The sequence below is a fragment of the Bradyrhizobium sp. 61 genome (assembly GCF_023073075.1).
Classification (GTDB): domain Bacteria; phylum Pseudomonadota; class Alphaproteobacteria; order Rhizobiales; family Xanthobacteraceae; genus Bradyrhizobium; species Bradyrhizobium barranii.
The window spans coordinates 210,473-233,057 of the sequence record NZ_JADPIU010000088.1 but is presented as its reverse complement, the minus strand read 5'-3'; the positions used below and the strand labels follow the sequence as shown (position 1 = coordinate 233,057).

At 63.7% G+C, this 22,585-nt stretch carries 20 protein-coding genes; 11 read left to right on the top strand and 9 right to left on the bottom strand.

The window, feature by feature from the left end; genetic code table 11:
• The first annotated feature begins 296 nt into the window (after positions 1-296).
• On the top strand, positions 297-1,445 hold the full coding sequence (locus IVB46_RS37610) for an ABC transporter substrate-binding protein (RefSeq protein WP_247303653.1): 1,149 nt from the start codon (positions 297-299) through the stop codon (positions 1,443-1,445).
• A 92-nt stretch (positions 1,446-1,537) separates the two neighbouring features.
• Here the strand turns inward: IVB46_RS37610 and IVB46_RS37605 are convergent, their stop codons facing one another.
• From IVB46_RS37605 to IVB46_RS37585, 5 genes are read right to left on the bottom strand one after another with little or no spacing between them, the layout of a single operon-like run.
• Complete coding sequence (locus tag IVB46_RS37605; protein ID WP_247344843.1) at positions 1,538-2,767, bottom strand: Gfo/Idh/MocA family oxidoreductase; 1,230 nt, start codon at positions 2,765-2,767, stop codon at positions 1,538-1,540.
• A 33-nt stretch (positions 2,768-2,800) separates the two neighbouring features.
• Positions 2,801-4,426 (bottom strand): ABC transporter ATP-binding protein, encoded by a 1,626-nt coding sequence (locus IVB46_RS37600; protein ID WP_247303648.1) that lies wholly within the window; start codon positions 4,424-4,426, stop codon positions 2,801-2,803.
• A 36-nt stretch (positions 4,427-4,462) separates the two neighbouring features.
• Positions 4,463-6,058, bottom strand: coding sequence for a gamma-glutamyltransferase (gene ggt, locus IVB46_RS37595; protein WP_247344839.1), 1,596 nt, complete (start codon positions 6,056-6,058; stop codon positions 4,463-4,465).
• Positions 6,055-6,831, bottom strand: a complete 777-nt coding sequence (nagB, locus tag IVB46_RS37590) for a glucosamine-6-phosphate deaminase (RefSeq protein ID WP_247344836.1) — start codon at positions 6,829-6,831, stop codon at positions 6,055-6,057. The genes ggt and nagB overlap by 4 nt, the downstream gene beginning before the upstream one ends.
• Entirely contained in the window at positions 6,828-8,036 is a 1,209-nt protein-coding gene (locus tag IVB46_RS37585) for an ROK family transcriptional regulator (RefSeq protein ID WP_247303634.1), read from the bottom strand. Before IVB46_RS37585 ends, nagB begins: the two co-directional genes overlap by 4 nt.
• Before the next feature lie 231 nt (positions 8,037-8,267).
• Between IVB46_RS37585 and IVB46_RS37580 the strand changes: the two genes are divergently transcribed.
• From IVB46_RS37580 to IVB46_RS37555, 6 genes are all read left to right on the top strand, one after another.
• Positions 8,268-9,779, top strand: coding sequence for an ABC transporter substrate-binding protein (locus tag IVB46_RS37580; protein ID WP_247303632.1), 1,512 nt, complete (start codon positions 8,268-8,270; stop codon positions 9,777-9,779).
• Positions 9,780-9,836: 57 nt separating this feature from the next.
• Positions 9,837-10,778, top strand: a complete 942-nt coding sequence (locus tag IVB46_RS37575) for an ABC transporter permease (protein ID WP_247344833.1) — start codon at positions 9,837-9,839, stop codon at positions 10,776-10,778.
• A complete protein-coding gene (locus IVB46_RS37570) occupies positions 10,775-11,647 on the top strand; it encodes an ABC transporter permease (RefSeq protein WP_166100671.1) in 873 nt (290 codons plus the stop codon). Before IVB46_RS37575 ends, IVB46_RS37570 begins: the two co-directional genes overlap by 4 nt.
• A gap of 251 nt (positions 11,648-11,898) precedes the next feature.
• On the top strand, positions 11,899-12,987 hold the full coding sequence (locus tag IVB46_RS37565; protein ID WP_247303630.1) for an AI-2E family transporter: 1,089 nt from the start codon (positions 11,899-11,901) through the stop codon (positions 12,985-12,987).
• Positions 12,988-13,157: 170 nt separating this feature from the next.
• Positions 13,158-13,979, top strand: a complete 822-nt coding sequence (locus IVB46_RS37560; protein WP_346016156.1) for an acetate kinase — start codon at positions 13,158-13,160, stop codon at positions 13,977-13,979.
• A gap of 161 nt (positions 13,980-14,140) precedes the next feature.
• Positions 14,141-14,584, top strand: coding sequence for a potassium channel family protein (locus IVB46_RS37555; RefSeq protein ID WP_028149195.1), 444 nt, complete (start codon positions 14,141-14,143; stop codon positions 14,582-14,584).
• Positions 14,585-14,779: 195 nt separating this feature from the next.
• Here the strand turns inward: IVB46_RS37555 and IVB46_RS37550 are convergent, their stop codons facing one another.
• Positions 14,780-15,463 carry a helix-turn-helix domain-containing protein gene (locus IVB46_RS37550; RefSeq protein WP_166100662.1) on the bottom strand — a complete coding sequence of 228 codons (684 nt, stop codon included), beginning with the start codon at positions 15,461-15,463 and terminating at the stop codon, positions 14,780-14,782.
• Between the two features lie 221 nt (positions 15,464-15,684).
• On the opposite strand from IVB46_RS37550, the gene IVB46_RS37545 reads away from it, so the two are divergent.
• Together IVB46_RS37545 and IVB46_RS37540 are read left to right on the top strand one after the other, a co-directional pair.
• Entirely contained in the window at positions 15,685-16,308 is a 624-nt protein-coding gene (locus tag IVB46_RS37545) for a response regulator (protein ID WP_247303629.1), read from the top strand.
• 182 nt (positions 16,309-16,490) lie between these two features.
• Positions 16,491-16,859 carry a response regulator gene (locus tag IVB46_RS37540; protein ID WP_247303627.1) on the top strand — a complete coding sequence of 123 codons (369 nt, stop codon included), beginning with the start codon at positions 16,491-16,493 and terminating at the stop codon, positions 16,857-16,859.
• A 14-nt stretch (positions 16,860-16,873) separates the two neighbouring features.
• On the opposite strand, the gene IVB46_RS37535 is transcribed toward IVB46_RS37540, so the two are convergent.
• Genes IVB46_RS37535 through IVB46_RS37525 form a run of 3 tightly spaced genes read right to left on the bottom strand, consistent with a single transcriptional unit; the run spans position 16,874 to position 20,068 of the window.
• Positions 16,874-17,458 carry an invasion associated locus B family protein gene (locus IVB46_RS37535; protein ID WP_063981855.1) on the bottom strand — a complete coding sequence of 195 codons (585 nt, stop codon included), beginning with the start codon at positions 17,456-17,458 and terminating at the stop codon, positions 16,874-16,876.
• Between the two features lie 22 nt (positions 17,459-17,480).
• Positions 17,481-18,368 carry a dienelactone hydrolase family protein gene (locus tag IVB46_RS37530; RefSeq protein WP_247303625.1) on the bottom strand — a complete coding sequence of 296 codons (888 nt, stop codon included), beginning with the start codon at positions 18,366-18,368 and terminating at the stop codon, positions 17,481-17,483.
• A gap of 11 nt (positions 18,369-18,379) precedes the next feature.
• Entirely contained in the window at positions 18,380-20,068 is a 1,689-nt protein-coding gene (locus IVB46_RS37525; RefSeq protein WP_247303623.1) for a transporter, read from the bottom strand.
• Between the two features lie 135 nt (positions 20,069-20,203).
• Here IVB46_RS37525 and IVB46_RS37520 point away from each other — a divergent pair, with 135 nt between their 5' ends.
• The gene (locus tag IVB46_RS37520; protein ID WP_247303621.1) at positions 20,204-20,884 is read left to right on the top strand and encodes a YoaK family protein; all 681 of its coding nucleotides are present in this window, start codon (positions 20,204-20,206) and stop codon (positions 20,882-20,884) included.
• Positions 20,881-22,584, top strand: a complete 1,704-nt coding sequence (locus IVB46_RS37515; protein WP_247303620.1) for a SulP family inorganic anion transporter — start codon at positions 20,881-20,883, stop codon at positions 22,582-22,584. Before IVB46_RS37520 ends, IVB46_RS37515 begins: the two co-directional genes overlap by 4 nt.
• Position 22,585: the final 1 nt, after the last annotated feature.

The window sequence follows — 22,585 nt, the reverse complement described above, 5'->3', positions numbered from 1 at the left end:
TTCCTGCGTGCCGGTTTGACAGGTATCAGGAAGCTGTTAGGCCAATAGTCCGAAGCAAAACATACGCAACGAACCGTACTCCTGCGGCTTGGGCCGGCGCCTGGCTTGAGACGCTGGTCCTTGTCCCTAGGCATAGGGACAGACACGGCCCTGCGATCCGCTTAGGGTCGCTCGCCTGGTTGCTCGTAACCCCGGGATAGGGCTTGAACATCGGACGATCTCCTCCGGGTCCTCGATGCTGCCCGCGGGGGCCGATGCAACCGGCCGAAGTACCGGGGCGGACAAGGAGGAGCTGCATGACGATCGGTTTCACGCGAGTTTGTCTTGTTTTGGCCTGCGTACTTTATGGATACGCGGCGCATGCGGAAATTAAAGTCGGAATTGTGATTTCGGCCACCGGCCCGGGATCTGCGTTGGGGCAACCCCAGCTCAAGACTGTCGCAGCTCTGCCAAAAGAGATCGGCGGAGAGAAGGTGACCTACATCATCCTGGACGACGAGTCTGACTCCACCAAAGGGATCCAGAACGCGCGCCGGCTCGTGATCCAGGACAAGGTCGATGTGCTGGTCGGGTCTTCTCTGACGCCGGTGACCATGCCGATGCTCGACGTCGCGCTGGAGTCGAAGACGCCGCTGCTATCGCTGGCGGCCGCCACCGCCATCGTTCAGCCGCTGGACGACAAACGCGCCTGGGCCTTCAAGGTCGTCCCCAACGATGACCTGATGGCGAGCGCCATTCTCAAATACATCGCGAAATCCGGCGCGAAGACGCTTGGCTTTATCGGTGTTTCGGATGGGTATGGCGAAGGTTACTATAAGGAGGTGAGCCGCCTTGCGCCAACCTTGGACCTGACGGTGACGACGCATGAAGTCTACGCGCGTGCGGACACCAGCGTCACCGGCCAGGCGTTGAAGGTGATGTCGACGAATCCTGACGCCGTCTTCATTGCTTCTGCAGGTACCCCGGCGGTCCTGCCGCAACAGGCGCTCCGTGAGCGCGGATACACCGGAAATATCTTTCAGACGCATGGCGTGGCCAGCGAGGAGTTCATCAAGCTTGGAGGCGCGACCGTCGAAGGCGCTATTTTCGCCGGCGAGGCCTTTACCATTGCGGCCGATCTTCCGGCGGGAGACCCGTTCCGTCACGCGACGGAGCAGTTCGTGACCGCCTATGAGGCGGTGAACGGTCAGAAGCCCAATATGTTCGCGGCTCACCTCTGGGATGTCGTCGCGCTGATCGGGAAAGCTGCTCCGAACGCGCTGAAGACGACGAAGCCGGGCACGCCCGAGTTTCGTGCAGCTCTGCGGGACGAACTCGAGCGCGGGGAGAACGTCTATCTCAACAACGGGCTGTCGAACATGAGCAAGACCGACCACAACGGCTATGATGAACGCTCAGCCTTTTTGATCAAGGTCGAGGGTGGGAAGTTCCGCTTGGCGAAATAGCAGCGCGCCATCCTCGGGAAGACACGATGTTGAAGCCGAGCTTCTCGTCGGTGATCTCGACTCCTCGGCCTGGAGGACAAGGCTTCATGCCGTCAGCGAGCCACGAGAGGAACATAGTGTTCGAGTTCGGGATCCGGGAAATGGATCGTCCGGCCAAGCTCCGCGGAGCGATAGAGCCCCATAAGCATTTCCATGACGCCGACCCCGTCATCGAAGGTTTCTGTCGGACTCATGCCTCGCCTGAATGCCTCCACCATATGGCGGTTCTCGTCGGTGTAGCCGTAGATGCCGGCTTCGTCCTCGACTACCGGCATCAGACCTTGCTCGGAATTCTGCTTCTCGACGAGATCCTCGCCCTCTGATCCGCTGATCGCGCGGGAGAGGAAGACCTTGAGGCCAGTCGAGAGCGAGGAGAACTCCATCGAATATTCGGGACCAAGCAATTCAAGCTGGATGCGCAAGCCCGCGCCGACATACGCCCATGAGGTCGTCGCCTCGATCATCAATTGATGCCCGTCGGTATCTTCCATCGTAAGTATCCCGCGCGCGAAATCTTCGACCGGACGTTTGGTGAAATCGACCCCCATTCGCCTCTTGAGGTCGGCAGCGTAGTGGGGGCGCGTCCATTTGAGATTGGCCGTCGTGGCGCTGGCGCTGAGCAGCCGTAGGGAGTCACGCTTTGCGCCTGGCGCGGTCAGCATGAAGCGTGCGACCTCGACTGAATGGCACATCATGTCGGAGAGCACGCCCCCTCCTTGCTTGTCGCCTTGCCAGAACCACGGCTCGTGCGGTCCCGAATGCTCCTCGGCGGCACGCGCGAGATAGGGGCGTCCACTTCCGGGTACGGCCCGCCGCCAGATGATGTCCTTGCCGCGCATCACCGCGGTCGAGAAAAGCTGGTTCTCCAGATAACCGTGAAGCAGGCCTGCATCTTCGACGAGCCTGCGCATTTCCCGTGCTTCGGCAAGCGTGCGGGCGAGCGGCTTTTCGCAAGCAATGGCGCGCAGGGGAGCCCCGGCCTTGGTCACGCGGTGGATCTCGCGCATGATGTCGAGTCGGCTGTCGTTCGGCGTCAACAGCCAAAGCGCGTCGACCTCGCCGGACATTGCCATCGCCTCGATGCTGTCAAACACATGCGCCGGCCCAAGGCCAAGATTGCGCGCCTTGTCGGCAATGCGCGTCCGCCGTTCGGCGGAACGGCTGTAGACGCCGCCGACGCTGACGTTGCGCACGCCGAGCATGGACTGCAGATGGAACGCGGCGATGAAGCCGCTGCCGACAAGGCCCATGCGCAGCAGTGGAAGTTCCGTGAGCTTCTGCATGTCAGAGACCTCCTTCAATGAAAATGTGGTGGTTCAGACCGACGTGGGCGTTCTGCGTTGCCTGCCCGGGATCGCGGCCAGCAGTGCCTGCGTGTAGGGATGCTCCGGCCGTTCCAGCAGATCTACCGTCGGCCTGATCTCGACGATTTCTCCGAGGCGCATTACTGCGATCCTATCGCAGACCTGGGCCGCGACGTTGAGATCGTGGGTGATGAACAGCACCGCCAGCCGCAGCCGTACCTTCAATGTCTCGAGCAAGGTAAGCACCTGCGCCTGGACAGAGACGTCGAGAGCCGACACCGGTTCGTCGGCCACCAGCACCTCCGGGTCGAGCGCCAGCGCACGCGCAATTCCGATCCGCTGGCGTTGACCTCCGGAGAATTCATGCGGAAAGCGTCGCGCGGCGCTCGGGTCGAGACCCACGAGCGCCAGCAGTTCCTCGGCACGCGCGAAGGCCTGCGCCGGCGGGACGCCGTGCGCGATCGGCCCGTCGGCGATAATTCGCCCGACGCGGCGACGCGGATTGAGCGAGGCGAAGGGATCCTGGAACACCATTTGGACGTGCTTGCGGGCGGCCCGCAGGCCGGCACCGCGAGCCTCCGAGAAATCCAGCTCGCCGATACGGACCACGCCCGCATCGGCGTCGGTGAGACGCATCACCAGCCGACCGATCGTGCTCTTGCCCGAGCCGGACTCTCCGACGAGGCCGAGCGTCTCGCCACGCCGGATTTCGAAGGTCACATTCTTTACGGCTGCGACCTCGGTCTGCGAGCTGAACCAGTCGCTGCCACGATAGATCTTCGCAAGTCCAGTCGCGGCGCAGGCGATCGGTTCGTCCTCGACCCGGACCCGGACCGGCGGGGTCCCGCCGGGCACCGCGGCGAGCAGCCGGCGCGTATAGGGATGCTGCGGGCGTTCGAGCACGTCCTCCACGGACCCCTGTTCGACGACGCGACCCTTCTCCATGACCGCGACGCGGTCCGCGATGTCGGCGACGACGCCGAAATCGTGGGTGATGAACAGCACCGCCATGCCGCGCCGCTGCTGAATGTCCCGGATCAATCGAAGGATCTGTGCCTGTGTCGTGACGTCGAGTGCCGTGGTTGGTTCGTCCGCGACCAGGATCGATGGTTCGAGCGCAAGGGCCATTGCGATCATGGCACGCTGACGCTGGCCACCCGACAACTGATGCGGGTAGCTGTGGATGATCCGCTCGAGGTCGCGCATGCCGACCTCTTCGAGGAGGGCGCGCAAGTGGGTTTGCCGCTCAGTCGGCGTGAATTGTCCGTGTGCCTCGAACGCTTCCATGATCTGGTCGCCGATCCTGATCACGGGATTGAGCGCTGTCATCGGTTCCTGGAAGATCATCGCGATGCGTCGCCCGCGCAACGTCCGCCATTCTGCTGCGGGGAGGTTCAGCAGATCGCGCCCCTCAAAGTGTATGGCCCCTGCAACCGGGCGAATGGCCCTGGGCAGCAGGCCCATGACAGCAGAGGCGCAGACCGATTTACCGGAGCCGGATTCACCGACGACGCAGAGAATTTGTCGCGGATGCAGAGCAAGCGAAACATCCTCGACGGCAGAGGCGCGATCCCCGCCGGCGGGCAGCGCCAGCGTCAGCCGTTCGATCGACAGGATCGCCTCTGTTGTCTCGCTCATGCTGCCCGATCCGACATCACGTCATTCTCATCCTGGTCACGCCGCCAGTGCAACGCCGTCCTTGCGATGGTCCGACGCGCCGAGAATGACGCCCCTGGAATGATCGACGTGCACGGCCTGACAACCTCCGAGCGGTTCGTCCGCCCAGATCACGCGATGACCGCGCGCAATCAATTCGTCGGCGACGGAGCCGGGAATCGTGGGTTCGAGACTCAGTGTGCCATAAAACGCAAAGCTGCGCGGCGCATCCGAGGATTGCTGAATGTCGAGCCCACGGTCGAGCACGCCGCTCAGGATCTGCACATGTCCCGCCGCCTGGTATTGTCCACCCATCACGCCGAAGGCCATGATCGGCTTGCCGTGCTTCGCCAGCAGACCCGGAATGATGGTGTGAAAGGGACGCTTTCGCGGCGCAATGGCATTGGGATGTCCTTCGAAGAGGGAGAATCCCGAACCGCGGTTCTGCAATAGCACGCCCGCGCGAGGGGCGTAGATGCCGCTGCCGAACGCGAAGAAAAGCGAATTGATGAAAGATACCATGTTGCCGTCGCGGTCGGCGACTGCAACGTAAGCCGTGTCACGATGAACAGGCATGTCGAAATCTGCTGATGCGCTGGCACGCCTCCGGTCGATAGAGGAGCGCAATGCTGCGACTGACGCCTCCGAGAGTAGCGAGTCGACATCGAGCGGACGGAATTCCGGATCGGCGACCAGCGCGTCGCGCGGCCGGTAGGCCGCCTTGGTTGCCTCGGCAAGGAGGTGAATGCGATCCGCCTCGCCGAGCGCCGGACTGGCCATGTCGAAGCCGGCAAGGATGCGGGCGATCAGCAGCGCCGCGACGCCCTGTCCGTTAGGCGGACATTGCAGGATTTGATGATCGCGGTAGTCGGCGCTGATCGGCTCAACGTACTCCGATCGGGCACTTGCGAGATCTTCAAGCTGCATCATTCCGCCCAGCGCCTTCAATGTCGCGACGATTTCTTCGGCGACGGCACCTTCGTAAAACGCGGCGCGGCCCTCGCGTGCAATCCGGCGCAGCGTCGCGCCGAGTGCGGGATGATTGAGCTTGCTGCCGACGGCGGGCGCAGCGCCACCGGGCAGATAGACCGGTACGCCAGTCTGATGTCGTTCGATGCGATCGGCATAGCGTGCCCAATCCAGCGCGGCGCGGGGCGTCACCACAAAGCCGGTCTCGGCCGCGCGGATCGCCGGCGCCAGAACCTCGTCCAGGCTTTTTGAACCATAGTCGCCAGAGAGGCGGCACCAGGCATCGACCGCACCCGGAACTGTCACTGCATGGGGTGAATCGTCCGGGATCGACGCCAGCCCGCGTTGCTGAAACCAGCCGAGCTCGGCCTTCGCCGGCGCTCGGCCCGAGCCGTTGACAGCGACGGGTTTGCCGGAGGCGGGAGCATAGATCGCAAAACAGTCGCCGCCGATGCCGGTCATATGCGGATCAATGACACCCTGCAGGGCGATCGCGGCAATGGCGGCATCGACGGCATTACCGCCGCTGCGCAGGATCTCGACCGCAGCGAGCGTTACAGCCGGATGAGAGGTCGCGGCCATGCCCCGGTCGCCCACTGCCAGCGAGCGCCCCGGCACCATGAAATCGCGCTGTCCCCAGCTCATGCCCTTCTCCGATTGTTGTTATGGGGCCGCGTGGCGAGGGCTGCGGCAGCCGGTTCATCGCAAAGGATATCGACGTTGCCGTGCAGGCGGAGTGCCGAGGCAGGGCAAGCTGCTGTGATCGGACCCTCGATCGCGGCTGCGATGGCGGCTGCTTTCTCCGGTCCCTTGGCGACAAGGAGGATGCTCCGAGCCTCCAGGATTGTCGCTATGCCCATTGTGATCGCACGTTCGGGAGTCGACGCCGGATCAGGAAAATTGATGGCATTCGCGATGCGGGTTGCTTCATCGAGTCTGACCTCGCGGGTACGTGAGGCGAAATCCGAACCTGGCTCATTGAAGCCGATATGGCCGTTGGCGCCGATGCCGAGGAGCAGGAGGTCGATGCCCCCGGCAGCCGCAATCTGCGCCTCATAGCGCGCGGCCTCGGCGGCGACGTCGTCGGCCGTGCCATCGGGGATCCTTGCCCGACCGGCATCCATATCCACATGCCCAAACAAATGCTGCTGCATATAGGCATGGAAGCTTCCGGGCGATTGGGGTGCGACGCCCACATATTCATCGAGGTTGAAACTCGACACCGTTCGGAATGAGATGAGGCCGGCGCGGGTCGCGGCGACAAGGCGGGCATAGAGCGGCGCCATTGTCGCTCCGGTCGCAAGACCGAGGGTAACCGGCCGCCGATCGTGCAGCCGCGCTATGACGAGCGCGGCTGCGCGTTCCGCGACGGCGGCGGCATTGCCGACAATCTCGATTCTCGGCGCCTGCTCCTTCATGCCGCGACATCTGCTGCCGTGAAAGGAAGGGCCAGCGGGCCCGCATCCTTGCCGATGCCAAACAACGAGCGATGCACGAGGTCGATCGCGCTGCCGATCGCGCCGATCAGCGTGGCGCGATTGCCGAGCGCGCTGAGCTCGATACGAACAGGCTCGCGCATGCAGCGCGCCAGATGTTCATCGATCCGGACCTTCAACTCGGGCCGTGCGCCGATGCTGCCGCCCATGATGATGATTTCCGAATCGAGGATGCTGTGCACCGCCAGGATCGCGGTCGTGAGGATCCGGCCGATCTCGTCGATCGTCACTCGCGCTGCCTCCTCGACCACGAGCCGATCGAAGACATCGCGCACGGTACTGCCGGGCGCGCCGCCGAGCGCGATATAGCGTTCGACAATGCCGGCGCTGCCGATCGCGGTTTCCAGGGTGCCGAACCGAAGACCGCGCGCATCGTAGGGATCGCCCCCAAGCGGCAGGTAGGCTATCTCGCCGGCCGCCCCGCGTGCGCCGCGCACGAGATAGCCGTTCGAAAAGATGCCCATGCCAATGCCGGTGCCGACTGCGATGAAGGCGAAACTGCGCGCCTTGCGGCTGTTGCCGCGCCAGTGCTCCCCGATTGCGGCGAGATTGACGTCATTTTCGATGGCGACGTCGATTCCGAGCCGTTCGCGCAGCGCGGCCCTCACGTCCAGGCTATCCAGTCCGGGGATATTGGGCGCGATGACGATGCTGCCCGACGCTGGGTCGACCATTCCCGGACTTCCCATCACGCCGCCGCGCAATCGTTGCGCCGATACGGACGCACGCTGAAGCAGGGCATCCTTCATGCGATCGATCTGTGCGACCACGGCAGCGCCGCCGTCGCCGGATGTCGGCTCGATGCTCTCGGCGACGATCTCACCGTGCAGATCGGCAAGTGCGACGTGCAGTTTCGTGCCTCCAAGGTCGATACCCAACACGAAGGCGGCGTCCGGCCGGAGCGCATAGGTGACGGCGCTTCTCCCCACACTGCCCTGAATCTGACCGTCCTCATGGACCCAGCCGTCGCGCTCGAGATCACGCATCACTTCGGAGATGGTCTGCTTGGACAGGCCCGTGCTGCGGGCGATTTCGGCGCGCGATACCGAGCGATCGCGCAGCAGGCGCTCTACCACAAGGCGCACGGATTGCTGTCGCGCAACGGGCGATGAGGGGGCGTCTGGCATGGGCCTCAATCCAATTAGTCAATATGCCGAACTAATACCTCGCCTGATCTGCCGTCAAGGGGCGTGGTGCAAGGATTTTTCGCCTTCAAAAGCGATACGTTGTAATTTAGTTCTATATCCTAGGGTGATTTGTTCGAGATGTTTACAAATAGGTTCAGTCGTGCTTGTCTTGACCTTCAACAGCAGAGCCTTGGAAGCCTTGGGATAGGCGTGCGACGAAAGGAATTCCGTATGAAGCGGACGGGCACGGCGTTGGCGGCAATTCTGATGATCGCATCGGGCCTTGTCTCGGCGAGTGCCGCGACATTGCGGGTCGGCATTCAGGACGATCCCGATGCGCTCGACCCGGCACTCAGCGGCACTTACTCCGGCCGCTTCGTGTTTGCGGCGCTGTGCGACAAGCTTGTCGATATCTCCCCCGACCTCAAGATCGTGCCGCAGCTGGCGGAGGCATGGGAGTGGTCCGCGGACGGCAAGTCGATCACGTTTACGCTGCGCCAGAACGTCACGTTCCACGATGGCACCGCGTTCGATGCAGCGGCAGTCAAGTTCAATATCGAGCGCATGAAGTCCATGCCGGATTCCAAGCGCAAGGCCGAGCTGGCGCCGGTCGCGAGCGTCGAAGCGCTTGCCGCGGACAAGGTGAAGTTCAACCTGTCGGAGCCGTTCGTGCCGCTGCTTGCCAATCTCAGCGATCGTGCCGGCATGATGGTCTCGCCCAAGGCCGCCACGGAGAAAGCCGGGGAATTTGCAGCCGCGCCGGTCTGTGCCGGTCCGTATCAATTTGCCGAGCGCAAGTCGCGCGACCTCATTCGCGTCAAGAAATATCCCGGCTACTGGAACGCTGCACGGGTCGGCTATGACGAGGTCGTCTACTACTACGTTCCCGACTCGACCGTGCGGTTGTCGCGTGTCCGGGCGGGCGATCTCGATCTCGCGGAGCGTATCGCGCCGACCGATCTCAAGACCGTACGCGACGATCCCAACCTCGCCCTGCATTCCGGCCAGGGACTTGCCGTCTCGCATCTGATGTTCAATGTCGGTGCGGGCGCGAAGGCCGATACGCCACTCGGCAAGAACTCGACGCTGCGTCAGGCCTTTGAGCTGGCGATCGATCGCAATGTCATCAACCGCGTCGCCTTCAACGGCGAGTTCCTGGCGGATAACCAGATGATCCCGCCGTCATCTCCGTTCTACGATAGCGCGCGCAAGGCGCCGGCTCGCGATGTTGCCAAGGCCAAGGCAATGATTGCCGCCGCCGGGATGACTCGCGTGCCGGTCGAGATCCAGTACGAGAATACGGCCGGCGATTCCCGGGTCGCACAGATCATACAGTCGATGGCGGGCGAGGCCGGTTTCGACGTCAAGCTGCTGCCCATGGAAACGACCACTGCCATCGAGCGCTACATGAACGGCAATTTCGAAGCCTATATCGGCAACTGGAGCGGCCGCGCTGACCCGGACCCGACGCTGGTCGCCTTTTTCAGTTGCGCGGGCTCCCAGAACGTCAACAAGTACTGCAACAAGGATCTCGATGCGATCCTGAACCAGGCCCGGGGCGAGGCTGACGAAGCCAAGCGCAAGGCACTCTACGCCAAAGCGACGGACATTTACCTGACGGCGCTCTCGTCGATTCCCCTCCATCACCCGAACTGGTTCTTTGCGGCCCGCAAATCGGTCAGCGGCATCGTCATGGTGCCGGACGGTCTGTTGCGTCTGGTCGGTGTCAGGCCTGTGAATTGATGCGCAACGCCTCGCGCCCGCCGATGCGCTCGCCCTGGTGAGGACCAGTCTGCCCCGATGAAGAGCTTGCTTCTGCGCCGGCTTGCCGTCCTGCTGCCGACCCTGTTGCTGGTGTCGATGATGGTGTTCGGTCTGCAGAAACTGCTGCCCGGCGATCCTGCGCTGGCGCTCGCCGGAGAAGAGCGTAATCCCGAAGTCGTTGAATATCTTCGGCAGAAGTATCGCTTCAATGATCCGATCCCGGTGCAATACGCCGTCTGGCTGAAAGCCCTGGTGCACGGTGACTTCGGCACTTCGGTACGCACCCGATTACCGATCGGCACCATGCTGGCGGAAAAATTGCCGGTGACCGCTGAGCTCGCGATGCTGTCGATGCTGGTCGCGCTGCTCGTCGGGTTGCCGATCGGGATCTTCGCGGCGCTGGGGCGCGGGACGCCCTTCGACTACGGCGCCAGTCTGTTCTGGCTTGCCGGACTGTCGATCCCGCATTTCTGGCTGGGGATCATGCTGATCCTTCTGTTCTCGGTGAATCTCGGCTGGCTTCCGGCCGGAGGTTTCGTTCCGCCGTCCGAGAGCGTGGGAGGCAACCTGCTTTCGATGCTGATGCCCGCTTTGGTGCTCGGCACGGGCACCGCTGCGATCATGATGCGCCATGTCCGCGGCGCGATGATCGAGGCGATGAAGCAGGACTACGTGCGCACCGCCCGCGCGAAGGGCGTCCGCGAAAGCACCATCGTGCTGCGTCATGCGCTGCCGAACGCGCTGATCCCCGTGGTCACGCTGGGCACACTGCAATTTGGCGAACTGCTGGCCGGCGCGGTGTTGACGGAACAGGTCTTTTCCATCCCGGGGTTCGGCAAGATGGTCGTCGACGGCGTGTTCAGCCGCGATTATGCCGTGGTTCAGGCGGTCGTGCTCTGCACAGCAGCCGTATTCCTCCTGATGAGCCTGATTGCCGACGTGGCTTATGTGCTGCTCAATCCGAGGCTCAGATCATGAGCTCGATTGAGACGGTGCCGGTCGCAAGTCAGGCACGCGCCGCCGCTCCTTCGGAGATTCGTCGCCTGTTGCGCGAACCATCCGCCGTCATCGGGGCCACGATCATCCTGTTCTTCGTCGTGCTGGCGGTGTTTGCCTCGTGGATTGCGCCGTACGATCCAAACTCGCCGGACTGGATGGCGATTCGCGCGGCACCCAGTGCGGCACATTGGTTCGGCACCGACGATCTCGGTCGGGACGTGCTCTCGCGCGTGATCTTCGGCACGCAAGCCTCGCTTGCCGCCGGCATCGTCTCCGTGACGGTCGCGGTGCTGATCGGCCTCCCGTTTGGTCTCATGGCCGGCTATTTCGGCGGCCTCACCGACATGGTGATCTCGCGCTTCGCCGATGCGCTGCTCGCTTGCCCCTTTCTGGTGCTGGCGATTGCGCTCGCCGCGTTCCTGGGCCCCAGCTTGCAAAATGCGATGATTGCCATCGGCATTTCCGCGGTACCGGTTTTCGTTCGTGTTGCGCGTGCCGAGACGCTGGTTGTTTGCACCGAGGATTACATCGCGGCGGCCCGGTCCCAGGGCCTCGGCCATCTCGCCATCCTGACCGGACAGGTGCTGCCGAACGTGCTTGCGCCGACGATTGTGCAGGCGACGCTGACCATGGCGATCGCAGTTCTCGCCGAGGCGAGCCTGGCCTTTCTGGGGCTTGGCCAGCTTCCTCCGGCCCCCTCATGGGGCGCCATGCTTGACGTTGCCAGGCAATTTCTCGGCGAGGCGCCATGGATGGCCTTCTGGCCCGGGCTCGCGATCATTGCGCTCGTCATCGGCTTCAACCTGATGGGTGACGGCCTGAATGATGCCCTCAATCCCAGGCACTAGATGGAAGACGAGCCTGTTCCGCTGAGGGACTCCGCGGCGTGGCCTAGGGCCGTTTGATTTCAGGCGGCAGACCAAAGCCTGTCTTGTCCGAGCGCTGCAGCGCGCAGATCCGATGACACAGGTCGATGACGTGCTCGTCGTAGACTAGCGTGTATTGGCGCGAGCATTGGGCGCGCCATTGATCTGTATCAAGCCCGCCGCGGGATAGGGGCCGCTAGGCTTCCAGCAGGAGCGCTGCCCGGACACAGGCCTTGAACACTCTTCGCCAGCATCGGTCCATCGACGGAGTCATCCAGCTCGTGATCCGGCTCGGATTGCTGGCGCTGCTGATCCTGTGGACTTTCCTCATCATCCGCCCCTTCGTGCCAATCCTGGCCTGGAGTGCGGTGCTCGCGGTGGCGTTCTATCCAGTCTTCGGCTGGCTCGCCAAACGCCTCGGGGGCCGCCCGCGCACCGCCGCTTTCGTTCTCACGCTGGTTACGCTGGGCATCGTCATTGGTCCTGCGGCCTGGCTCGGCATGAGCGCAGTCGACGGGATCAAGGATCTCGCGGGCCAGATCAGCAGCGGCGATCTCACGCTTACGGAGGCGCCCGAACAGATCAAGAGCTGGCCGCTGATCGGCACCCAGCTCTACGATCTCTGGACCCAGGCCAACAGCAATATTCGCGCGGCGCTGAGCGAGGTGATGCCGTATCTGAAACCGCTTGCCGGGATGATGCTGTCGCTCGCCGGTGATGCCGGTGTCGGCACGCTCCAGTTCCTGCTGTCGGTATTCGTCGCCGGCTTCCTCTTTCCCTACGGTCCGCAGCTCGTCGACGCGGTGCGCGGCTTCCTGTTCCGGGTCGTACCGGAGCAGAGCGAGCATTTTCTGGAGCTCGCCGGCGCGACCATCCGCGCGGTGTCGCAGGGCATCATCGGTGTCGCAATCGTGCAGTCGCTACTGGCCGGCATCGGCTTCAAGCTCGCAGGCGCCCCGAGTGCCGGCCTGCTGGCATTCCTCGTCCTGTTGCTGTCGATCGTGCAGATCGGCCCCTTCCTCGTTCTCTTCCCCGTGGTCGTCTGGATCTGGATGGACAAGGACGTGACCACCGCGGTGCTCCTGACCGTCTTCCTCGGCGCCGTCGGCATCCTCGACAACATCCTGAAACCCATCGTCATGGGGCGCGGCCTGACCACGCCGACGATCGTGATCCTGATCGGGGTGATCGGCGGAACGCTCGCGCACGGAATCATCGGCCTCTTCATCGGGCCGATCATCCTGTCGGTCGCCTGGGAACTCTCGGCGGCCTGGATCCGAAACGACCGCGCCGCTGCGCCGAAAAGGCCGGAAGAGACCTGAATCTCCGCACGCATCACCTTTGACCTAAGTCAATCCTCTCGACTCCCGATGCGCCCTGATTGGGCGTAGGCAGATCTGACCTCAGGCATGTCGATGGCCCATCAAACGTCGCAGCGGGATTGCGCATTCGGGCAAACGTCCCCGGCGATGACGGCCGTCGACTGACCGCCATGGATGCGATCCTTGCCATCGATGCGAATGCAGGAGGCGTGAACTTCCAGCTCTTCTCCGTACGAGGCGAGGGGAGGCTGGAACGGCAAATCAAGGGACGGCTTGACGGGCTCGGCCGCCATCCGCGCCTCAGGGCGAGCAGAGCGAACGGCGATCCGTTGGCGCACCGCACCTATCAGAACGACGACGTCGATGATATCCCGGCGGCATGCGCGGTTGTCGATAGCTGGCTGCGGGACGAATTGGGAATCCAGCCGTTGGCCGTGGGGCATCGCGTCGCTCAGGGAGGACCGGATGACGCCCGGCCGGCCCTGATCGATGACGCCGTGATGGCGCGTCTGGAACGGCTGACTGCACTCGCGCCGCTGCTTCAACCGTACAATCTTGCGCCAATCCGTATCATGCAGGCCAATCATCCGGCGCTACCGCAAGTCGCCTGCTTCGATACTGCATTCCATCTTGGCAAGGTCGTGGAGAACGGCAGCTATCCTATTGCGCATCAACTCTGCGCAGGTGACGCAAGGCGTTACGGGGCTCACGGTCTTTGCTACGAGTCGATCGCACGAGCTCTGACGCTTGAGGCCCCCGAGATTGCCGCGCGCCGCGTGATCGTTGCGTGCCTCGACGACACCAGCTCGATGTGCGCGCTGAAGGAAGGCCGCAGCGTCGAAAGCACGAATGGATTCTATGCTTTTGGCGCATCGCCGTCGGACTATTCCGCGGGCGAAATCGATCCCGGCGACGTATTTCTGTTCACCAATCCGGGTGACGACGGTGCGGCGGCTCGGTGCTATACTGGATGCGAAGGCCAACGCCCATAACGCACGGCTGATCTCGCGCCGCGATAGTCGTATCCCCCTCTACGTGCTCCCGTCCGACGATGAATTGACCATCGCGCGGCACACGTTGGCGCTCTTGTTGAACGGGCCGTCGCCACGTTGAGGCAGCTTCCCGGAAAGCTGAAAAGGATTGGCGGCGCTCGATGCTTCTTCAATTCCTCGTCGGTACGCTGGTCAGCGTGATCAATATCGGAATCCATGCTCTGGTGACCATCGTCGCGGTCGGGATCGCCCGCGGCGCGGGTTTGCGGCAAACAAAAAGACCAAGAGTGCACCTGATGGGTGTCATGGTCGCGACAGCCGTGGTGTTGCAGGTCGCGCATACATTGGAGGTTCTGGTGTGGGCTCTGATGTATGAAGTCGTTCAGGCCGCCGCACCGGGCAGTGATGCGCTCTATTTCGCCTTCGTCAACTACACCACGCTTGGCTACGGCGATATCACGCCGGTGCGCGAATGGCGCCTCATCGGCCCGTTGACTGCTATGAATGGTGTCCTGCTTTTCGGCTGGTCGGCCGCCATCCTGTTCGAGGTCTTGCGCAAGACTCTCGAGCACCTCGGTGTAACCCAGGCGCCTGGCCTTAAATGATCCTGATACCGATGGAGGCTTCGGTCGGAGCCGAACTCACCCCAGGAAAAGGATCATGGCCGTGAACGCCACCGGCAGCGTCCCGAACAAAACGACTGCGATCCGAAATGCGGTCTCGTTCCACATCGGAAGAGGCTAGCATCGGACGGTACCGGTGTGATGTGCAGTTTGTGCCATTCGCCGGTGTCGGCCCGCTCAAGGCTGCAGGTCGAGGCTTGCAAGCTGGTGCCGATCCAGCAGCACGATCTGACGCTGGGTGTTGCCGACGAAGCCGAGGGCGCCGAGCTCATGGAGCCGTGACAGCGCGCGGGATACCGTCTCCAGCGTCAGGCCGAGGTAATCGGCGATATCGCGCCGCGACATCGGCAGCGCCATGACGCCGGACGCCGTCAACCGCCCGTCCATCTCGAGCAGGAACGCCGCGACCCGCTCCAGCGAGGTCTTGCGGCCCAGCAGCAGCATGTGGTCTTCCGCATGCTGGAGGTTGTTGGTGGTCATGCTGAGGAGGTTTCTGGCCACCATCGCATCGCTTTCGGCCACCATTTCGAGGCTTTGCCGTCTGACCAGGCGCACCGTGGTGTCGACGATCGCTTCCGTGGTGAAGCGGTGCTCGTTGCCGTTCTCCAGGCCAAAAATGTCGCCGGCGAGGTGAAAGGCGCCAATCTGCCTGCGGCCGTCCGACAGCAGCTTGTAGCTTCGCACCGCACCGGACGTCACCTGATAGACATATTCGGCGGGCTCTCTCTCCCCGTAGATTTCGCTGCCCTTTTTATAGGTAAATTGGCTTAAACTGACGAGCGCATTTGAATCACTGGTCATGCCGAGGTCACGAAGGGAGTTGGGACGCGGCGTCGAATCCGCCGTAATGCGAACGAACATAGGCCAACTCCTCAGCTCATCGCCGAATTGGTCTGGCAGACGAAAAGTCTCGCCGCTGGGAATGCGCCGCGCCGTCCCACTCCCGTCGAAGTTGATTTACGACTAAGGCGGCATTCTCATCCATTGTCCCAAGGTTCATTGTACCAAGGGACAGCGTGGACGCCTGTTGGGAGGTTGCTGCGCGGATTGAGAAGCTGTCGGAATTCAGCAAGAGGTGATGCGTGCCCGGCCTTGTTCACGTGGTGGACGACGACGATTCCTTCCGGACGGCGATCGCGCGCCGGTTGAAGCTCGCGGGCTACGACGTTGCGACCTACGCATCGGCGCAGGATTTACTGGATGCGGCGCCTGATGACGCGCAGCCGGGATGCATCCTGCTCGACGTGTGGATACCGGGGCTGAGCGGCCCCGACTTGCAGACCCGATTGGTCGCGTCGGGCTCGACGCTGCCAATCATATTCCTGACCGGACACGCCGACACGCCAACCACGGTGCAGGCCATCAAGGCCGGCGCGGAGGATTTCCTGACCAAGCCGGTATCCTCCGAGCAGTTGATCGCTGCGATTGAGCGCGCGATGGTGCGCCAGCACACCGCGCAGGCGCATCGCGGCAGGCTCGAGACCTTCCGCATTCACCTCGCCGCATTGACGCATCGCGAGCGTCAGGTGTTCGATCTCATCGTCCGCGGCAGGATCAACAAGCAGATCGCGCATGAGCTCGGAACCACCGAGCGCACCGTGAAGGCGCACCGCCACCAGGTGATGGAGAAGATGCAGGTTCGTTCGCTGGCGGAGCTCGTTTCGATCGCGGAACGGCTTGGAATGCTCGATACGAGCGACGATTAGCTGATTTGTCGTCACGGCACAGTTTCCGCGGTGTGACTTCCCCAAGAGACAATATGAAATTCGTTGGTGCGGTGCTGCCATGCAGGGCGGCGAATGCGGCGCTTTGCCTGACACGCAAGTAGCCCAGGCAAATATGGCGCCGGCGCCGCCGTGATCAGTCATTCGTCTCGAAGGGGCACTCCTTGCCAGAGCGTGACTCTGTTTTTGTCGTCGATGACGATCCGTCCATCCGGACCAGCGTGAACAGACTGCTCCGCGAGCATGGCTTTACCGCGACGCTCTTCGACTCTGCTGGCGCCCTGCTTCATCACGGCAGCTTCGACAAGGCGATCTGCATCGTTCTCGATATCGACCTGAACGGAAGGTCCGGCATCGACCTGCGCCGGCAACTGGCCGAGGAGGGTGTCACCGCACCGGTGATCTACATCACCGGAAATGACAGCTCGGCGAACCGCGCGGCGGCGGTCGCATCCGGATGCATTGCTTATCTGGTCAAGCCGTTCACGGCGGAGTCCCTGATCGAGTCGGTGGCGCGTGCGTCGGCTGCGTAACGCAGCATGGCCGCTCATTCGTCGACATATTGCTCCAGCGTCCTGGCCGGTGCGCCCTTGTGGACGGACGCGAACTGCGCCAGCGGCACCGAGGTCGTCAATGCCAGAAGGTTTGAATCGACGACCTCGAGGGCAAGTGTCTTCCCTGACTCCATTTCCTTGATGATCGCGGGAGGCGCGACGTCGGCCGCAATGCAGGCGTTGGTCAGGCACCAGCTGTAAGGGATGCGGAGAGGGCTGCCCTGGTCGACGGTCAGCTTCGCCGGCTGTTGCAGGTACATGCCGACGGGCACGAAGAGTTGCAGCCGTGCCGAGGGAGTGCCTTCGCGCTCGATCAGGTCCACGCGCACGGCCGTCTGGCCGGTTGGAAACTTGCCGGTGATTGAGGTCCGGCACAACGTCGGCGCACCGCCTGCCTTGAAGCAGAGCTTCTGCCAGTCTCCGTAGACGATGTCCTTTGCCTCGCGTTGGCCGCGCGTCGCGACCTCGGCGGGTTTATCGGCCTGCGCGGATTTAGGCGCGGCGATGCCGGCACATGTCGCGCTTCCGGCGACCGCGACGACCAGCAGGCCGGAGAGACAATTGCGGGGACTTGGCATGATGTGCCTCCGAACCTGAATTTTATCTCTGCGCGTCGAGGAAGTTCGCCACTAGCGGCGACCACAGCGGGATCGCGTCCGGCGAGCCGATGAAGAAATGGCCCTCGCCGCCGAACGGCGGCATCAGATGATACTCGGCGCGGCCGCCAGCCGCCGTGAATGCTGCATGCATGCGCTTCGACAGGTCGGGGCCGAAAAACGTGTCGTTCTCGATGTAGATCCACAGCATCGGCACCCGCGACGTGCTGCCGAAATCCGCGGTCGCCTCGACCAGCTTGTCGGGTGCACAATTGTTATTCGGCTTGCCGCCGACCCGCCCGCCGCGGCCGGCGGCGAAGGTGATGATGGCCTTCACCTGTGGTGGGTTCACGCTGGACAAGGCGATGGAAGCCCAGCCTCCGGCGGACTGGCCGACCACGATCACGTCCTTTGGAATGATCCGTTTCTCGGCGGCCATGTAGTCGATGATCCAGAGATCGACCTTGGCGACCGCGAGGCCCGCATCATGGAAGTTGGGGTTCGTGCACTTTCCGACCTTGGAAAAGAATGGCCCGTAGAGCGCGCGCTCGGGAATGTCGATGGCTGCGGCGCCATAGCCGCTGCCGACCGGTGCGACCACGAGATAGCCGCGCTTGGCGAACCACTTTGCAGCGTCGCGGAATTCCACCAGCGGGAAGAAGCTCCGGTCGGTTGGATTGAGAGAGACGCCGTGGTTCATGATCACCAGAGGGAAAGGGCCGTCGCCGACGGGGCGCACCAGATAGGCGAACATCGGCAACGGCAGCGGCAAGGCCCAGATCTCCTCCTGGAGTCGGACCTCGTCCTCAGCCCGCGTTGGGGCGGAGAGCGAGGCCAGAACGAGCAGGGTGGTCGCCAGGGATCGGAGCGTTACAGCCAGAAGCGAGCGCATCGCGATCTCGTTCAACCCGTATACGTAGCGGCAACGACGATCGGGCCCAGCACCGTCAGCAACACGTTGCCGACCGCGTAGGGCACGGCGACACCGAGCACCGGCGTCTTGCTCTCGGCGACGTCGCACGCGCCTGTCACGGCGGCGTCGACCGTCATGGCACCGGCGAGCGCGCCGCAGGTCACGACCGGGTTCATGCGGAGCACGTAGCGGGCGAACAGGGTCCCGGCCGTCAGCGGGATCAGCGTGACGACGATGCCCATGCCGACCAGCAGGAGGCCGTGCGCCTGAATGGCTGTCCAGGCGGCGAGGCCGTTGCCGAGCCCGATCGCCGCGATGAAGCCGCCAAGCCCCAGATCGCTCAGCGTCTGTTGCGCCGCCGGTGGCAGCGCGCCCATGGTCGGGTTTCGCGACCGCAGCCAGCCGCAGACGAGGCCGGAGATCAGCGCGCCGCCTCCGCCGCCGAGCGTCAGCGCGACGGCACCGACTTTGAAACTTGCAAGGCCGGCCAACAGACCGACGGCAATGCCTGCGGTGAGGAAAGCAATATCGGTCCGGTCGGACGCGTTGAGGGCGTGTCCGACCTGCGTTGTCGCCCGCGCGATGTTGCCGGTGCTGCCGACCAGCGTCATGATGTCGCCGATATAGACGCGCGTGTCGGGGCCGAGCGGCACCTCGCGGCCCATGCGGGTCAGGGAGCGCAGGAACACGCCGCGCGCATCGTCGCCGAGCCGCTCGGCGATGTCCCGGATCGAACGGCCGTGCAGCCTGCGGTTTTCCACGAGGACCTCTGTCACGTTGCCGGGCAGGTTGCGCAGGAGTTCGCCGGCGTCGATTTCGACGCCGAGGAGGGGCTTGGCCGCCACGATTGCCGTGGTGGGGCCGGCAATCACGATGTCGTCGCCGGCTTCGAGCCGGATGTCATGCTGCGGCTTGATGTCTGCTCCGGCGCGTACGATCCGCTCCACGACGGTGCGGCTGCCGATCTCGGCTTCGATAGCCGCGATCGTGGAGCCCGCGCCGGTCGAGACGCGATAGGCACGCGCCTGGAATTTGCGATAGGACAGGTTTTCGGTCCTCGGTGGCGCGCCGCCGGCCAGCTCGGCTTCGAGCTTCGCAGCCTCCGCCTTGAGATCGACCCGCATCAGGATGGGCGCGACGAACGGGACGAACAACAGCGTCAGGATGTAGCCGAGCACGTAGGTCACGGCATAGCCGGCCGCGATATTGGCCTCCTGCTGCTCCAGCGCCGCCTTTGGCAGGCCGAGTTGCGCCAGCGCGCCCGACGCGGTGCCAATCACCGAGGACTGGGTCAGCGCGCCGGCGGTCAGCCCCGCCGCAGTTCCGGTATCGAGCTCGAAGACATGAGCGAAGACGAGCACGATGACGAGGCCGGTGGCTCCGATCACCAGCGCCAGGACAACCTGCGACAGGGTCCGAAAGCTTAAGGAAGCAAAGAATTCCGGGCCGGAGCGGTAGCCGATGGTGAACACGAAGAGGCTGAACAGGATGGCCCTGAGGATCGGCGGAAAAGCAAAGCTCCCGAGTTGCCCGATCAGAACGGCGACGATCAGCACACAGGCGGTCGTTCCGATCGAGAAGCCGCGAATCTTGATCCGGCCGAGGAGGCTGCCGATCGCAATGGCCAGCAGCAGGAAGATTTCCGGAGCGGTGGAGATGATCCACCTGACGGTTTCCATGGTCGCAATTCCCCCGGTGCTTTGGCCGATTTGATTTGCGGGGAGGGGAGATTGCTTGATCCAGATCAAGCCTTGCCGGCGGCAGGGCGCCGCCTATGCGCGCATGCAGAACCTGCGACGGCCCGCATTGTCAGCATGAGCACTCTGGATGTCGTAGCCGATGCGGTACGCCGCGATGAGACGGTCGAGATCGTCCTCCTGCTGGCCTTCGCCGGCGGCTATATCGATGCCTATACCTGGATCATCCACGGCGTGATGGCCAATGCCCAGACCGCCAACCTGATCTTTCTCTGGGTCTATGCGACCGCCGGAAACTGGGCGATGGCGTTTCACTTCGTGCCGCCGATGCTGGCCTTTGCGGTCGGCATCGTGATCGCCGCCTGGCTGCGCCGCGCTGCCGGCGAACGGGCCAGCGCGATCAGCACGCTGATCGAGATTCTGCTCCTGATCGCGATCGGCATTCTGCACAATCGGCTGCCGGATATCGCCGGTACGCTCGGCATTTCGCTCGTTGCCGCGATGCAGACCGCGATCTTCACAAAGGTCGAGGGTGTGGTCTGTAGCACGGTGATGATCACCGGCAACATGCGCCAGGCGATCGAAAACATTTTCGCGGCTGCGTCCGGAGGCGCGCCGCCGCGAACGCTGCGCCGTTCGGGCATCTTCGTCGGCCTGTGCGCGGTGTTCGGCCTTGGCGCCGCTGTCGGGGCCCTTGCCACCAAAGGCATCCCGGATCTCGCGCTCGGCGTTCCCGTGATCGTGCTGCTGATCGTGCTGTTGCGGTGCGAGGTGCCGCATCAGGAGGTGGTGCGGTGAGCGCGCCGTCCGAACCCGGATGGACCCGGTTCTTTCCTCCGGCCTCCTGGCTTGCCGGCTACCGGCGCGAATGGTTGCCCTTCGACGCCGTCGCCGGTGTGACGCTCGCCGCTTACGCCATCCCGGTCTCGCTGGCTTATGCGGCGCTCGCCGGTCTCGCACCGCAGGTCGGTGTCTACGGCTACATGCTCGGCGGCATCGGCTACGCTCTGCTCGGGTCGTCACGCCAGCTCGCGATCGGCCCGACTTCGGCGATCTCGCTGATGATCGCCGGTACCGTCGGCGCGCTGGCCGGCGGGGATGCGATGCGCTATGCGCAGATCGCAAGCCTGGCGGCCTTCGCGGTGGCGGTGCTGTGCTTCATCGCCTGGCTGTTCAAGCTCAGCGTGCTCGTCCGCCTTGTCAGCGACAGCATTCTGGTTGGCTTCAAGGCTGGTGCCGGGCTCACCATCATCATGAGCCAGTTGCCGAGCCTGTTCGGGGTCGCCGGCGGCGGCCACAACTTTTTCGACCGCGCGATCAAGCTGGCAGGGCAACTTGGGCATGTCGATGTCCTCGTGCTGGGGATCGGCGCAGTTGCGCTGCTGCTGCTCCTGCTTGGCGAACGGTTTCTGCCGGGCAAACCGGTCGGCATCACGATCGTGGCGCTTGCGATCGTGGTGGCGACGCTGTTCGGCCTTCCGGCCCTCGGTGTGCCCGTCACCGGGAAGATACCGGAAGGGTTGCCGACACCGGGGCTGCCGACATTCGGGCTGCTAGAGTTCGACGATCTCTTCCCGCTCGCCGCCGGATGCGTCCTGCTCGCCTACATCGAAGGGGTTTCGGCCGCCCGCAGCTTTGCCGCCAGGCACGGCTATCCCCTCGACGTGCGGCAGGAGTTTTTGGGTCTTGGCGCCGCGAACCTCGCGGCCGCCTTTGGCCATGGCTATCCCGTCGCAGGCGGCCTGTCGCAATCGGCCGTCAACGACAGCGCCGGTGCACGGACGCCGCTGGCGCTGGTGATTTGCTCCGTGACGCTCGGGCTGTGCCTTCTGTTCTTTACCGGTCTCTTGACCAACCTGCCCAAGGCGGTGCTCGCAGCCATCGTCTTTGCCGCGGTCTATAAGCTCGTGGACGTGCGTGCGCTGCTGCGGATGTGGCGGGTCAGCCGGATCGACTTCTACGCGGCGGCGATTGCCTTGGTATCGGTGCTGCTGCTTGGCATTCTCCAGGGCGTCCTGCTGGCAGCGATTGCGTCGATCTTCCTGCTGCTGGCGCGCGCCTCGCGGCCGAATGTCGCGTTCCTTGGCCGATTGCCCGGCAGCGGCCGCTATTCCGACAGCGCCAGGCACGAGGACGTCGAGCCGCTGGCTGGTGTCATCGCATTCCGCCCCGAGGCATCGCTGCTCTACATCAATGCCGAGACGATCCTGGAGACGGTCCTGATCGCGCTCCGGAGGTCGCCAGGCATCCGGCTGGTGGCCTGCGATCTTTCGGCCTCGCCTTATATCGATCTGGCCGGCGCGCGCATGCTGCACGAGCTCTATGACGAACTGGCCGCCCGCGAAGTCATCTTCTGCATCGTCGGCGCGCATGCGCAGCTGCGCGACCTGCTGCGCGCCGAAGGGCTGGCGGAGAAAACCGACAGCGGCCAGTGGCTGCGGTCGCTCGACAGCGTCCTGGGCGACGATCCAGCCAACACCGCTCAACGAACGGTCTGAC

Excerpts from the sequence above, each read along its gene's own strand:
- IVB46_RS37610 (WP_247303653.1), top strand. The coding sequence starts at position 297 with ATGACGATCGGTTTCACGCGAGTTTGTCTTGTTTTGGCCTGCGTACTT.
- IVB46_RS37605 (WP_247344843.1), bottom strand. The coding sequence starts at position 2,767 with ATGCAGAAGCTCACGGAACTTCCACTGCTGCGCATGGGCCTTGTCGGC.
- IVB46_RS37600 (WP_247303648.1), bottom strand. The coding sequence starts at position 4,426 with ATGAGCGAGACAACAGAGGCGATCCTGTCGATCGAACGGCTGACGCTG.
- ggt (WP_247344839.1), bottom strand. The coding sequence starts at position 6,058 with ATGAGCTGGGGACAGCGCGATTTCATGGTGCCGGGGCGCTCGCTGGCA.
- nagB (WP_247344836.1), bottom strand. The coding sequence starts at position 6,831 with ATGAAGGAGCAGGCGCCGAGAATCGAGATTGTCGGCAATGCCGCCGCC.
- IVB46_RS37585 (WP_247303634.1), bottom strand. The coding sequence starts at position 8,036 with ATGCCAGACGCCCCCTCATCGCCCGTTGCGCGACAGCAATCCGTGCGC.
- IVB46_RS37580 (WP_247303632.1), top strand. The coding sequence starts at position 8,268 with ATGAAGCGGACGGGCACGGCGTTGGCGGCAATTCTGATGATCGCATCG.
- IVB46_RS37575 (WP_247344833.1), top strand. The coding sequence starts at position 9,837 with ATGAAGAGCTTGCTTCTGCGCCGGCTTGCCGTCCTGCTGCCGACCCTG.
- IVB46_RS37570 (WP_166100671.1), top strand. The coding sequence starts at position 10,775 with ATGAGCTCGATTGAGACGGTGCCGGTCGCAAGTCAGGCACGCGCCGCC.
- IVB46_RS37560 (WP_346016156.1), top strand. The coding sequence starts at position 13,158 with ATGGATGCGATCCTTGCCATCGATGCGAATGCAGGAGGCGTGAACTTC.
- IVB46_RS37555 (WP_028149195.1), top strand. The coding sequence starts at position 14,141 with ATGCTTCTTCAATTCCTCGTCGGTACGCTGGTCAGCGTGATCAATATC.
- IVB46_RS37550 (WP_166100662.1), bottom strand. The coding sequence starts at position 15,463 with ATGTTCGTTCGCATTACGGCGGATTCGACGCCGCGTCCCAACTCCCTT.
- IVB46_RS37535 (WP_063981855.1), bottom strand. The coding sequence starts at position 17,458 with ATGCCAAGTCCCCGCAATTGTCTCTCCGGCCTGCTGGTCGTCGCGGTC.
- IVB46_RS37530 (WP_247303625.1), bottom strand. The coding sequence starts at position 18,368 with ATGCGCTCGCTTCTGGCTGTAACGCTCCGATCCCTGGCGACCACCCTG.
- IVB46_RS37525 (WP_247303623.1), bottom strand. The coding sequence starts at position 20,068 with ATGGAAACCGTCAGGTGGATCATCTCCACCGCTCCGGAAATCTTCCTG.
- IVB46_RS37520 (WP_247303621.1), top strand. The coding sequence starts at position 20,204 with ATGAGCACTCTGGATGTCGTAGCCGATGCGGTACGCCGCGATGAGACG.